This is a genomic window from Neolewinella agarilytica (assembly GCF_900110645.1).
Taxonomy (GTDB): Bacteria; Bacteroidota; Bacteroidia; order Chitinophagales; family Saprospiraceae; genus Neolewinella; species Neolewinella agarilytica.
In genome coordinates this window covers 1-13,538 of the sequence record NZ_FOFB01000025.1, presented here as the reverse complement: position 1 = coordinate 13,538, position 13,538 = coordinate 1, and the positions used below count along the sequence as shown (strand labels likewise).

Genomic DNA, 13,538 nt, shown 5'->3' with positions numbered 1-13,538 from the left:
TCGATTAGCTTCGTTGAGCCCTTCGGGGTTCTTGATTTTTGATTGGCGATTTGTCCTCTATGATGGGGGCGTTGTAAATCGTTACGTACTCCTGCGGCATGAAAATATACTTAGGACTCACTTTTAACGACCCGCAGCTACTTCCCGCAGCGCCAGCTGAATTGGTAAATAGCCAAATCCTGTCTCCCTCCGGGCTGTTGAGCTACCTGGAGACTTTTTATTCGCTCGGTACACCGGCGGTAAACCGGGCGGCGTTGCGCACGGAGCAATATCGGCAAGTTCTGGTACAGTACCTGAAGGTCAGCGAACAAGATCCTTTTTACCTGGCGGCCTTTCGGGCGGATGAACTGGCCACTGCGGAAGAATTACTAAGCCGGCGCGACGAATTGCTGGATGCCGGCTACCCCCTCTCCGCCGAAGGAGCGGAAGAAACCCCGGCCAGAATCCGGGTGCTGCACGAACTGGAAGCCCTGCTGTTAGCCGATGATAATGAGCTTGATCTGTACGCCGGTCCGGCCGACCGGCTCAACCTGCTGCTCAGCAGTCTCGGCGAAGACCGCCACCCAAGGTTAGAGATTTTTATCAACGAGCCCCGCCACCTCTTTACGCCCGGAACCCGCCGGCTGCTGGATGCGCTCGAGAGCCTGGGAGACACTGTTTCTGCACTCCCCGAGCCCAAAGCTCCTTTAAAGAATAACGACCTGGGCTCCTGGCAACGCAAGTTGCGTGCTGTAAGTGGTATTGATAAGTTGAGCCCGGAGCCTGTTCAAGGATCACTTTTTGGTGAAGAGGCAAGCTCCGCTGCAGAAGCGACTGCCCGGGAGCAGGATTTAACGGGCGATGGTTCTCTGGTCATTCTGCGCGCGCAGCGCGAGACGCATCTGGCGGCCTATCTGGCCCGCCTGCTGCGGGACGCTCCTGACTGGCGGCCCGGTGCCCTGCTGACGGTCCGGAACCAGACGTTGGACAACGCCCTGGTGACCGAGGGGCTTCCCAGCCTGGGGGTCCCTTCCACCAGCCTGGCCCGCCCGAGTCTGCAGGTGTTGAAGTTGGTGACGGCCTTTCTCTGGGAACCCCTGGAGGTAGACCGGATAATGGAATTTGTAAGCCTGGTGACCAAGCCACTGGACTGGCGGCTGGCGCAGCGCATGGCCGTTCACCTGGCGGATACGCCAGGGATGTTCGGGCCGCGATGGGTAGCCATGGTGGAGGGGTTCTTCCGGGAACTGCAAGCAGACGGTGAAACGACTAACGATCAAATTGCGACGATCCGGAAGCAGTATGACGATTGGTTCCGTCGGCGGCGGATCAGCCGGGACGGGCGAATTCCTAAGTTTGACCTGCGGCAACTCTTCTTTGACCTAAGGGAATGGGCGCTACTGGAACGAACGGAAAAACGAAAGAAAGACGTACAACTCAAGCGTACGGTTGGCGATTATGCGGGCTTGCTGGTGCTTTCTGCCCAGGCGCAACGCGCCATGGAACTGCTGGATGCCCAGCCGGAGACGGACCTCAACTTTCTGGAAGTGGAACGACTGGTAAGGACGGTGTATGAGCCCGCCCCTACTCATTTTCAGCCGAAGGAGCAGGGCTCGCTTTCAACTATCTTTGCACCTGCGTCCGCGGCAAAACTACCCGGTACTGATCCGCTGAAGAAGCTTATTTGGTGGGATTTTATCGAGCATGAGCCCGATTATTTCTTCTCCCGCTATTATCCGGATGAGCTCGAATATCTGGAATCCCTCGGTGCCCGGCCCAACGGCCCGGCTCACCATAATGAACGCTCTGCCTGGCAACAACTCCGCCCGGTGCTGCACACCCGGGAGCAGTTAATCTTGTGCCTGCCCGAACGGGTAGACGGCAGCTCCGTGGAGGCTCATCCGCTTTTCGGAGACCTCGAAGCCGCCTTCCCCGATGGTGCGCTGGACCGGATTACGATCAACGTAGATGCCGCTGGCCAGGCTACGGGGCCACTGGTTACTGGTCAGCGACCAGCTTTTTCTCCGGTAGCGATCCATCCGCTTTCCCGGCCGGTGCCACAGTTCTCCATTGAGCGATTGCAGCAGGCTCAGCCCCGGGAGCGGGAAGCCCCGACGGCCATGGAAGACCTGCTCTACTACCCGCATAAATGGATTTTTCGCCACCAACTGCGTTTGCAGGGCACACCGATTCTCAGTATTGCTTCCGAAAATCGATTGCGGGGGAACCTGAGTCACTTATTCATTGAGCGGCTGCTGAATAAAATTAAGTCCGGAGAAGTGCTCATGGAACGCGCCTCCGTCCGGGAATGGATTGATGACAATGCGGATCGCCTGCTGGCGCAGGAAGGGGCCGTTATGCTGGAATACGGGCAGGAGCCGGAGCGGATACAGTTCATTCGTACGATGCAGTACTCGGCCTGGTCATTGGTGCATTATATCAAGGAGAATGGCTGGTCCGTTCGCGGATCAGAGCAGCGGCTGGAAGGCGAGTTGGAGCCGATGGGCGGGCAGTTTATACGCGGGCGGGCGGACCTGGTGCTGGAACGGGAAAAGAATGGAATCGTGGAAGTGGCCGTTGTTGACCTGAAGTGGCGCGGGAAGTCGGTCTTTAAAAACCTGCTGCGTAATGCCAAGGACGTGCAGCTGTGTCTTTATGCGGAATTTATCCGCCAGAACCTGCCCCCGGACGGAGAAGACAAGCCTCCTTACCGGCAGCCAGAGCGGGTGCACACGGCCTATTACGTACTGCGGGACGCCCTGATGTTAAGCCGTGATGAGCTGGCTTTTGCGAATATTGAAACGGTGGCCGGGGCAGATGAGGCGAAGGTTGTGCAGGCGTCAACGCTCAAGAAAATCCGGGCTACCTATAACTGGCGTTGGGAACAATTTGCGGACGGGATAGTCGAGGTTCGTTGCAACGAAACGCTGGGCCATCTGGAGGATCTTTATCAGGATTTGCCGCACGATGAGCTGCTGGAAATGGAAGCTGATGATGCGCGTTTTGATGATTACCGGAGTTTGATTGGGTTGGTGAGGTAGGGGGGCTGCTTCGCAGTGCTTTTTTCACGTGGAGGGCGCCGAGGGGAGGAGCAAAGCGGAGGTTGGCTGCTTCGCAGCGGTGTTTTTTCACGCAGAGGGACGGGTAAGTTTGGGTAAGTTTGGGTAAGTTTGGGGAATTGACTAAAGTGCCTGGTTTAATTTAGGGGTTGATAAAAGGATTCATCACTTCCTATTAATGATGACCCAATGCCTGAATGGGTAAATGAAGGTGCTAAAAACTTTCATCCAGATGAAATTTTTTTCTATGCTTGCTGTATTGTGCTTCACCGGAGTACTTAATGCGGCTCACTTAGAGATATTTTACGAATGCGAGGAAATTCCTGGTGTTCCTTTTGATTACTATGGTTTCGAAGTGGGCGGCGATGACGATGTTACGTTGACGTTAACTATTTCAGTCGACTGTTTCGATGAAAACTAATCATTGATTTGGACAGTGCCAAAATACCAGGAAGAGATTTGGCACTGTCCACTTTTAACTGATGCTTGTAATTTTTTTTAAAACAAATTAAATGAAATTTTTTGTTACAATAGGTTGTTTTTTGCTTCTTTGCTCAATACCTGTCTGTGGGCAAGAGGTACTCGAAGTGAAGTATGTACGTGAGAATGGTGAGAAATTTGATCCAGGGAAAGTTTTGACTGCTATTCCTGATAAAATGACTGGTATGACTGATGAAATATTAGGAGCCCTGGAAAAAAAACATTACTCAATGCTTGTCTTTACGGTTGAGCATTCTTTGTATACCAATATTTCTGATCAGAAATCACTTAGTAGTAATGTTAGAGTAGATGCGGATACAACTGAAGCAGTATATTACAGTTTCGGTGCGAAAGAAATACACCAAAATAAGCCGAGGAAATCTGGCTCTTTACGGTTGCATAGCTGCGATTTCTCTCATTCATATAGTTTGACCAATGTCTCGAAAACAATAGCTGGTTATACTTGTCTTGAGGCAAAAGTAGAATATTGCGGTAACGACTATTTTGTATATTTCACTCCGGAATTGCCATTCCCAACAGGCCCCAGGGCCTTTGTTGGTTTTCCTGGCTTGGTTTTAGCTGTAAATAACGCTGAAAAGACTTGGGTAGTAAAAGCAATAGAAGTAAAGGCAGAGAGCGAATTTCCGGAAGATCATATAGGCTTGGGAAGGCTTAAAGAATTGATCCCCGTAGCTAAAGAACTCACATTAGAAGAATACTGTGCGAGTAAAAAGAAGCAATAAGGCGGAATATGATTAAAATCATAAGATTTTTCATGCTGCTTTGTTTTCTGTTCTCAGGTTATGTGGCCTCATCACAGATCAGCCTTACGGTAATTGTCGAAAGTGAAGTGCAAGGGGAACAACTGCCAGGGGCTACTGTTATACTATATCGCGGAGATAGCCCTCAGATTCAAACCTTTACTGCAACCGATAACGATGGGTACGGGCAATTAACAGTCGATTCAAACTATGTTTTTCCCTCGTTGCTTATCACCAGAAGTCTTGGCTATAGACCAGATACAATAAGGTTTGAAGCACCGACTTCCTTTAAAGATACTTTGTCAATTAGGTTATTACCCCTGGCTAACTTCATGGAGTCCGTAATTGTTAAGGATACACGAAGGGGAATCAGGGTGAATGGCGATACCTTTGTTTATAGCATTGACAGGTTTAAGCTGGATAGCTCGGAACAATTAGGTGAAATATTAGAACGACTTCCTGGTGTAGAAAAGACTGATGAAGGAATCACTTACCTGGGGCGGCCGCTAAACCGCTTTCTGATCGATGGAGATGATTTCGCTAGTGAAAACGGGAGAGCACTTTTGACTAACCTCCAGGCCGGAGATGTTGATGAGCTAGCCTTTTCTCCCCAAAAGGGATTGAGAGGGAATGCCCTTGAAAATTTTGAAGTAGATATTCGACTGGAGAGTAATCGCAAGAATAGATTGTTCGGGAGAGCCAACGTTGCTGGAGGCATAGACGGGAAAGGGCTTCCTGGCTACCTGCACCAAGGTTTTGGGATGTATGTCAACAATAAAAAGTGGTTTGTTAACACGGCTTCACGTAATTTAGGGAACCCAGAGCTACAGCCGATTGATTATATATCGTTGGTTGGCCTGTCCTATGCGAAGGACGGCTTAAAGATTCCACGAATCTACTTTCGACAGCAGCCAATACGTAATTATGATCTTTCCTCAGTAGGCGTTAATGGTTCTCTAGCAGATAAAGAAAATCTATCCGCTTCTATTTCTTTAGTAGGCGTTTTTAATGCTTCCTCCCTTTCTTCAACAAGTTCTGTAATCGGACCCAACGGTGAGTTAAGTAGCAGCCGACTAGAGGATGATCAGGAAAGTTGGCATTTCACGGTTCGCAATAAAACGGAAAAGCGTTTTTCTGAAAGTGCTGCAATACACCTGAGCGCAGGAGTCACAGTAGAAAAAGGTTTTGTAAATCAGGGTAGCAGCACCAGGGTTTTTAATTCTATTCGAAGCCTGACGAGTGATTCAGAGAAAAATTATATGAGTGTTGCTGCTGGTGCATCATTGGATGGTTTTTTTATGAATAAAGGTTGGGCACACGAAATAAGCGGGAGTGTGAATGTTAAGCGTCTTCCTGAAAATCAGCTAAGATTGGCTTCTGCCGATAATTTGCCTGTTCTCCAGTTTATCTATGGGGTGGATGGTAATTCGGTTGTACAGCAAGAAAGTTGGCGCTCTCTCGCAAGTGAAATGGGGTACACTCTATCCAGGGAATGGAAGGGGGCTCAGTTGGGATGGTATAATTCGTGGCGTGCTGATTTTAACAATCATCAAGTAGAGCGGATTGCCTTGGAACGCTTTAGTTTTATTACTGGCTATCAACGATTTTCGTCGGGGTTAGATTTTCAGATGCAAAGAAAAGGACTGGAATTTAATGGAAGAATAGGTGGGGATTATCAAGCTGGATATTTGCGTCCATCTACGAATGTTGTTGTAGAGCATAAGTTTCGCTTCTCTACGGTGCGTGGTACTGTTAGTTATGCTCCTCAGGACTATGTCGCAAAATTGCCCGAAGGACGGTTGTCAATTGTTAGCGCTACTCAGGTGTCTGTTGATTTCCCTGAGGCAGTTACACAACTTAATTATTTAAATATAGGCCTGTACTGGTCACGTTTGTCTCCGAAAAAAGGGAGGACTGAAATGTTCTATTTGCAATGGGGGAAAAGGCAATCGATTCTTAGTTTTCAGCAACCGATAGTTGACGTTTTACTGAAAGATAAATTCATTTACGATGATGCTCAAAACTTATTTAGTCGTGCGTCAATGAATTGGCGTAGGAGCGAGAACTTAAGTGCAAAAATATCCACAAGTATTTTTTGTACTAAGTCTGGCGGATTCGGGGTCAGTGAGTTTGTGGATACTTATCAAACAAAAATTGAGGTGAAGGGCGAGTACGAAATCATGGTTCGTGATCAAATGATCAACTTGTCATCACAGCAACGTTTGAACTTAAATTCAACTGGGCCAACAATACTGACGAGTCTGTTTTTGCTGCAAGGCGAACGAAGTTTTGGATCTTTTCGACTTCAACTTAAAGGTGGAGCTTTGGCTCAATACAGTAGTTTGCTTTTTGTAAAACCTTCTTTCAGGGTGAAAGGAACCCATAAATTATCAAATCATTGGCAGCTGACAGCAAGTATAGAAAGCTATTCTCAAAGTCTTAATGATACGGGCCAATCTTTTTACTTTTTATTAAATGAAGTGCAGGTGCAAAGAGCGGATCTTCCACCATTCAGTGGCTTTTTAGGCTTTCGGTTTTCCTTTTAAAAGGTTTTCACTCAATCCATTTCTATCTTGTTCAATAGTAAACATGAGGGGCGCTTAGGGGTTGTAGCGTCACAAGTTTGCCTATGAAACTGTTGAGTACATTTTTTGTCATTCTCTTCTTCTTTTGTCCTTTTTTGGGTGCTACCGTGATTACTGAGCCTGCCGAATGTGCAGATGAAGAGATGCCGGTTGATGTAGAAAACGACAAAGTTGCCACCGCCCGCCGCATCAAAACCGTCAATTACCTCGGCCGGCCGCATTTTCGCATCAAAACCCGAACGGCCACCTATCTCTACGATCCCGTAGCGGGTGGCTTCAGCTCCATTCTCGATAAACTGGGTAATGACTGGGTGGGGTATCAGGACGAGCCCGGGGGCGAATACCCCGCCTCGGCTGCTTCCTCTTATCGCGGCGTGCCGAACCTGGTCTTCGGCGGAGATGATGATGGCGCTGGTCATCCCGGTCATAAGAAGTGTGAGAGCCGCGTGACGGGGCGCAACAAAATTCATACCGTAAGCACCTCCGGAGATTGGGCCTGGACCTGGACCTTCTACGCCAATTATGCCCGTCTGGACGTAGTGCTGACTCCCGAAGGTGTCAACTACTGGTTTCTATACGAAGGGCCCGCCGGTGGGAAATATCTGCCCCGGTCCACCTTCTGGGCCACTGATCTGACCGGCCCGAGCTACGACATTCACGACCACTTTCAGGGAGATGTTCAGCGCGGCCAGCACCGGTATCTGTATTTTGGCGAAGACCACAACCCTTACGTGTTTTTCATGGCCCAGAAAACCCCCGACACTCTGGGCGACCACATCAGTTACCTCGGTAACGAAGAGATTGGCGCCAGAGACAGCCCCGATGGAATGGTGGTCGCCGGCTTCGGCCGGGCCGAAGGCGCGACACCCTTGCTTTCCGGCCCGAACACCTTCTTAATCGGTCTGGCTCCTTACCGGATGGAAGACCCGCTGGCCGAAGGGCGGTTTCGGCGGCGGATGGGGAAATTGTTGCGGAGGCGGTGAGGCTGGTGCGGGGTGCCAGGTGCCAGGTTGCCGGGTGGGGAGAGGCGGAGGAGGTCGGTAAATTTGGAGCGTAGTGGCAAATTTTCCGTCCAGATGCTCGGAGCCGTGGCCAGCTTCGATCCGACCGCCAATGTTCTTCTAAGCTTCTGGTTCTTGTTTCCCGCCGACTGAAGTCGGCGGTACAACTTCCCGCCGCAGGAAAAAGACCGGCGAAACGAAGAGAATGACGATCACCGAGAACACCAACCCACCGATAGTCCCCGCCGCCAGGGCGTGCCAGAAGACTTCGTTTCGGCCGCCGAGCAGGAAGGGGATGAGGCCAGCGGCGGTGGAAATTACCGTTAGAACAATGGGCGTGATCTTGTGGCGGATGGCCGTGGCATAGAGCTGGACGGGCGTAGTTGCTGAGGCTTGCTTGCGCAGATAGTTGTATTCGTTGATGACCAGGATGAGCCCGTTTACCGCCAGGCCGGTAACGAGCAGGAAACTTACGTAGCCACCCTGGTCCAGCCGAACGTTGAACCAGTAGAAGGTCAGGAAGATACCGATGCAGGAAATCGGGATGAGCAGGACGATATTGAATGCCTGCCGTAGTGACTCAAATAAGACGGCGCAGATAAAGAAGATCAGTAAAACGGCCAGCCCCATGAGGGCGGTCATCTCTTTGGCCTGCTTGTCACGGGAATAACTCCGGCGCTCGGCGGTGAAGCCGAGGGGAAGTTCGGCGCGCAGGGTGTCCAGGCAGGCATTGAGGTGCTTATTGCCGAAGCGGGGACTACCCAGGTACTCGAAGGCGACAAGGCGGAGGTATTGCTGGTCTTCCTTGTGCAAGGCCTGGGGCGCGAGGCGTTTTTCGAGCGTGGCGACCTCCGGGAAATTAAGCTGGCCCGTATCGCGGGGGATGCTCCAGTTCTCGAGGCGCCAGCGGTCGTAGCGGTCGGCATTTTCGGCAACGAGGGCGACGGGCTCACCGCCGCGCAGGTAGAAGTCCGGCTGGGCGTTTTGGTCGAACCAGGCCAGGCTGGCCCGTAGCTCGTTGGGGGCGATGCCGCGCAGTGCGAGGTCTTCGGGGCGGGAGCGGAGCAGGTATTCGTAGCGGTCTTTTTCCCACCAGTTGAGGTTGGCGTCGGTGTTAACCTCCTGCACGCGCGGGTGCTTGAGCAGGAGGCTGGCTAGGCGACCAGACTGCGCGTCCAGCCCTGCCTGATTATAGCCTTTCAGGGTGACGTTAAAGCTGACGGGCCGGCCGCTGGCATCGTTGCTGTAACCCTGGCCGACGCCGTAGATGTTCCACTTTACACCGCCGAAATTGGTGGCGTAGGCCGTCAGCCGATTCTTCAGCGTGTAGGGGAATCCACCCCGCCCGCCATCGGGGAAAGTGATTTCGATGCGGGCATTTTGCCCGGAATATACTTGGGCCGTGAAGCGGTCGATCTTGTCAGGAAAACGCCCGAGGTAGGCTTCTACCTGGGTGACAACCTGATTGAGTTGCTCCAGCGTAGCGCCGTCGGGCAGGGCCGCGCCGACGTAGAGGCGGGTTTCCTCGGCGGGGCGATAGCCGCTGCCTTCGTAGACGTAGTAGCTGAAGAGACGGAAAGATCCGCCAAGGTATTTGTTGAGGTGAGGGCGGAGTTGATCGCGGTAAAAGTCGGAGCCGATGGTCTCGTTGTAGATCGGCCAGTCATCAACCCGGTTGGGCAGCCACCAGAGTGGCAAACCGAAGGCGAGGATGACGAGCAGGAGGGTGGTTTTGCGGAAGCGGAGGAGGAGGGTTAGGAGACGCTGATAGAGGGAGGATATGCGATAGGCGATATTTGATTTGGGATATTTGATTTGGCTGCCGCTCGTTGGAGGTTGGCCCTTCCCCTGCTCCTTCACCAGCGCCGGCACCAGCGTCAGCGCCACCAAAACCGAAGTTGATAAATTGATGGCCATTACGCGGGCGAGTTCGTAGAGTTGGGTGCGCAACTCATCGGAGAGGAACCAGATGACGGAAAGGCCGGCCAGGGTGGTGAGGGTGGCGCCGATGACGGCGGGAGGCAGCGGCCCGCCCTTTCGACCCAGGCCGTCGATGACGATGATCACGTTGTCAACCATGATGCCGAAAGAAACGGCGATGCCCGCGAAGGCATAGAGATTGAGCTCAACGCCGAAAAACCAGTAGCAGAGGAAGGCGAGGCCAAGGTTAACGGCCAGGCTGAACAAAACCACGCCCAGGCGGCGGAAACTGCGATACGCCAGGAGGACGAACAGCAGCAGGATGCCCATGCTGAGGGCCGTTCTTTTGCGGGTTTTGGCGAGTTCTTCGCGCAGGAAACGGGTGGCATCGTCTTCGAGGAAGAGCTGGTAGCCGGGGGGGAGAATGCCGTTGCCTGCCTCGCCTGATATTTGATCGCTGGCTGATGTAGTGAGGGCGCGGACGCGGGTGCTGAGTTCCCTTGCGAGGGCAATGCGATTGGCATCTTCGGTAGCGTAGGCCAGAAGTCGGATACTGTTTTCTCCGTTGATGCGGTAGTAGGCGCGGGCTGGCAGCGGTACGCGATCTATGCTTGCCAAGTCGCCAAGGGTGAGCTGACGTCCACCGGTGGTGGGCAGCGGAATGGCCGCCCATTCGGTGGCGGTTAGCGAAGACGTCTCCGTCGGTACGTCATTATAAGCGTACAGTTTTTCCTTTCCGGACAGCATAAATCCGAGCCCGGAACGCTCGAAGTACTGCCGTAGGTAACCCTGAATGCCAGCGGGCGTCAGCCCGGCGGCCGCCAGCGCCTCCGGCCGCAGACTGATGCGCCAGTGCGGGCGGTTGCCGCCCGTCACCTCCAGTCGGTTGAGGCCGCGCAGCAGACTCAGCCGTGGAGCGAGCTGCTCGGTGGCGTAGCGGTAAAGCTCAGTGGGTGGGTCGGGGCCGGAGAGGGTGTAGGTCATCACCGGCAGGTCGGTGAGTTTTTCGTTCTCGGCCGAGGCGTAATCGAGGGTAGGGTAGCCCACCTCCGCCGGTAACTCCGGATAGAGCCGCCTAATCTGACTGGCGACGTTGAAACGGACAAAGTCGCCATCCGCTCCCCGCCGTAATTTTAGGTTGATGCTGCCGCGCCCGGCGCGGCTCACCGAAGTGATCTCCTCTACATCCCGCACCAGGGCAAAGGCCGCTTCCAGCGGCGCGGTCACCTGTTGCTCCAGTGCGTCCGGCGCTGCCCCGGCCCAGGCGTAGCGGACGCTCAGGTTGGCCTCGCCCGTGCCCGGCTGCCAGCGGACGGTGAGCCGTGGCAGTAGCAAGTAGCCGATGAGGGCTAAAGCGGTTAGGGAGAGGAGGAGGGGGTAGGGTTTCAAGGGGGGGGGGCAGGTTGCAGGTTGCGAGTTGCAGGTTGCGAGTTGCAGGTTACAGGGTGCAGGTTGTGGATTACAGTTTTAGTACGAGGTAAAGTTAGGGTATTTTGAGTTGGGGGAGGATTGACAACATTAGGTGTGTGTTGAGATACACGGATGCCTTCTTCTGCTTCCGGCTGAAGCCGGTGCTGGGTTACGAAGCTCTTCGAGCTATCTTCACTAATAATAGCTCGAAGAGCTTTGTAGCACAGCACCGGTTCTAACCGGCGGTGAATTAGTAGTGCGATTTATAAAAGCGTCCCGGCCCTAGCTAAATTTTATCGCCTGAATTTGCATAACTCGGGTTTTGACCTTAATGCCGACTCGAAGTTTGGGTAAGTTTGGGTAAGTTGCAATTAATGCTCCCTTAAATTGGTCCTCGATAATAGGCTCCATCGCGCCTTTTTGTGATGGCCTTTACCTGTGTAAGGAAAAACCAGGTTGAAACCCTTTTTTATGAAAACTTTAGTTCTTAGATTAACGACCATCTTGGGCATGGTCATGTTTTGTATGATGCCAATGGCTAATGCTGCTGGGCCTGGTGGGGGTGGCATTGGAGGTGGTGGTGCTGATTGTGGATATATTTCCTTTATGGAATACTGTGACGCAACAGAAACTTCTGAACGCATCACCTGCGACTCGTCAATTGGAGGAGAGTCCAGTTGCACGCTAGTCAACTGTGATGGGACTCAGATCGAACTTGGAGGCCCGCTTCGAGGATGCTAAGCATTAGTTAAGTTGAATCTATAGTTGACATAATTCTTACTGATTTTGATGATAAAGGAAAGCCGACAAGACATGATTTTAATAAATTATTCATTGTCTTGTCGGCTTATAATTAAATATACTAAGATGAGACTATGCTGGAGTGCTTTTATGTTTTTTACCCTGTTAGTGGCGTTAGCTGCCTCTTGTGAGAGTGGGGGAGGGGGTACCCAAAAGTATTCCTTTGATTTTAAGGACTATAAAGTAACTAAAGGAAACGATAAGGTTGTTTTTAATGCGTCAGAGTTGTTTAGAAATATAGTCACGATTAATCTAACTAGAGAAACTGCGGAAAAAGTTGGGAATGTTTCTAGTTTTATGCTTGATGCAAGTCAGAATGTCATATTGGTAGACAAAATTTTCAGCATCATTTCTAGTGTTAGTATGGAAGGAGATATTATTTGGCAATTGACCGCTGATCCTACAGATTTTAGAGTTTTTAATGATGTAAGAGCAGTCTATTATAACTATTTTGACAATACTTTAATTGTGCAGAGTATCGAAAAAATTTATACTTATAATCAAGAGGGAAAGTTTGTTGACGTTGAGCCTAAACCAGTTTTTAACTTTAATCGAATGGCTTTCGTAGCTCCTGATGAAGTAGTTTATTCTTGCCAAGGCCGCCTGAATACACATGTATTGGATCGTTCCAAACAATTAATATGGACTGTTAAAGGGCAGGTCGAAAATTCGTTTATTACCTCGCTTCCTTATGCGCCTGAACATTTGCTTATAGGCGGGGTTCAGGAGTTTAGTCTACTAAATGAATCACTGTACTACCATGCACCTTTCCGGGATACCATTTATAGCGTTAATTTGCCTGAGGTGCGTCCGGAATTTTCCATAAAATTTGAAGGAACAATTAGATCGGAAGAGGTTATGAAAAAAGAAAGTATCCGGAATAAATTAAAATATATGCGAGAAGAAAGCGTGCCTCAACTGATGAGTCTTGCTGCAGATAGCTTACGGTTGGCTTTCCGTTATAAAGTTGGGCATAAAGATTACTTTGGATTAATAGATAGAAAATCAAATGAAATGGTGGTGAACCATAGATACCTAAAGTATAATCAATTAACTATTGAGCCACCCCAAATGTACCATGACGGTCATTTTCTCCGGATTGTTCCTGATTACCAGGTAAAGCATTTTGCCAAAATTGACCCAGACGCTACTGAAGTATCCAAGGAGTGGTTAGAAGAGTTAAAGGGGCTCGACGAGGCCTACAATGATGTTGGTCCCAAAACGCTTTACCTGATTAAGCTGTAGGCTAGGAGAAGGTATCGGAAATCTCATAGAGGGGTAGCAGGATTAGCCACATATCTCAAAATTCCTGCACCCAGAGGGGAGGTGGTAGTCGAGGGAAGGTATCTGTGTTTTGAAGGCCTAGTGCCGACTCGAAGTTTGGGGGTGATTAGTGTCATGAGAATTAAGTAGTGTATAGTTGCCTTCTTCCGGGAAGCCCCCCCCACAGGGCTAACGCATACTCGAAGCCGGACCCTCACCGCGAAGCAGCCCCGAAGGGAAAGGAACATTTTATCCTTCGCTCCGCTACGGAAAATGCAC

7 protein-coding genes are annotated in these 13,538 nt (G+C 51.1%); 6 read left to right on the top strand and 1 reads right to left on the bottom strand.

All coding sequences use genetic code 11. The features are described 5' to 3' along the window. The first annotated feature begins 98 nt into the window (after positions 1-98). The 5 genes from BM123_RS18715 to BM123_RS18695 all read left to right on the top strand — a co-directional run bounded on the left by BM123_RS18715 (position 99) and on the right by BM123_RS18695 (position 7,847). On the top strand, positions 99-3,020 hold the full coding sequence (locus tag BM123_RS18715) for a PD-(D/E)XK nuclease family protein (protein WP_139211950.1): 2,922 nt from the start codon (positions 99-101) through the stop codon (positions 3,018-3,020). A 250-nt stretch (positions 3,021-3,270) separates the two neighbouring features. Further along, positions 3,271-3,459 (top strand): hypothetical protein, encoded by a 189-nt coding sequence (locus BM123_RS18710; protein ID WP_139211949.1) that lies wholly within the window; start codon positions 3,271-3,273, stop codon positions 3,457-3,459. Positions 3,460-3,550: 91 nt separating this feature from the next. Further along, positions 3,551-4,261: a GLPGLI family protein gene (locus BM123_RS18705; protein ID WP_090171735.1), complete on the top strand. Its 711-nt coding sequence runs from the start codon at positions 3,551-3,553 to the stop codon at positions 4,259-4,261. Positions 4,262-4,269: 8 nt separating this feature from the next. After that, positions 4,270-6,825, top strand: a complete 2,556-nt coding sequence (locus BM123_RS18700) for a peptidase associated/transthyretin-like domain-containing protein (protein ID WP_090171733.1) — start codon at positions 4,270-4,272, stop codon at positions 6,823-6,825. A gap of 83 nt (positions 6,826-6,908) precedes the next feature. After that, positions 6,909-7,847: a hypothetical protein gene (locus BM123_RS18695; RefSeq protein ID WP_090171731.1), complete on the top strand. Its 939-nt coding sequence runs from the start codon at positions 6,909-6,911 to the stop codon at positions 7,845-7,847. A 138-nt stretch (positions 7,848-7,985) separates the two neighbouring features. Here the strand turns inward: BM123_RS18695 and BM123_RS18690 are convergent, their stop codons facing one another. Further along, positions 7,986-11,174, bottom strand: coding sequence for an efflux RND transporter permease subunit (locus tag BM123_RS18690; protein WP_090171729.1), 3,189 nt, complete (start codon positions 11,172-11,174; stop codon positions 7,986-7,988). An 888-nt stretch (positions 11,175-12,062) separates the two neighbouring features. Between BM123_RS18690 and BM123_RS18685 the strand changes: the two genes are divergently transcribed. After that, positions 12,063-13,241: a 6-bladed beta-propeller gene (locus BM123_RS18685; RefSeq protein WP_175489461.1), complete on the top strand. Its 1,179-nt coding sequence runs from the start codon at positions 12,063-12,065 to the stop codon at positions 13,239-13,241. Positions 13,242-13,538: the final 297 nt, after the last annotated feature.

Excerpts from the sequence above, each read along its gene's own strand:
- BM123_RS18715 (WP_139211950.1), top strand. The coding sequence starts at position 99 with ATGAAAATATACTTAGGACTCACTTTTAACGACCCGCAGCTACTTCCC.
- BM123_RS18710 (WP_139211949.1), top strand. The coding sequence starts at position 3,271 with ATGAAATTTTTTTCTATGCTTGCTGTATTGTGCTTCACCGGAGTACTT.
- BM123_RS18705 (WP_090171735.1), top strand. The coding sequence starts at position 3,551 with ATGAAATTTTTTGTTACAATAGGTTGTTTTTTGCTTCTTTGCTCAATA.
- BM123_RS18700 (WP_090171733.1), top strand. The coding sequence starts at position 4,270 with ATGATTAAAATCATAAGATTTTTCATGCTGCTTTGTTTTCTGTTCTCA.
- BM123_RS18695 (WP_090171731.1), top strand. The coding sequence starts at position 6,909 with ATGAAACTGTTGAGTACATTTTTTGTCATTCTCTTCTTCTTTTGTCCT.
- BM123_RS18685 (WP_175489461.1), top strand. The coding sequence starts at position 12,063 with ATGAGACTATGCTGGAGTGCTTTTATGTTTTTTACCCTGTTAGTGGCG.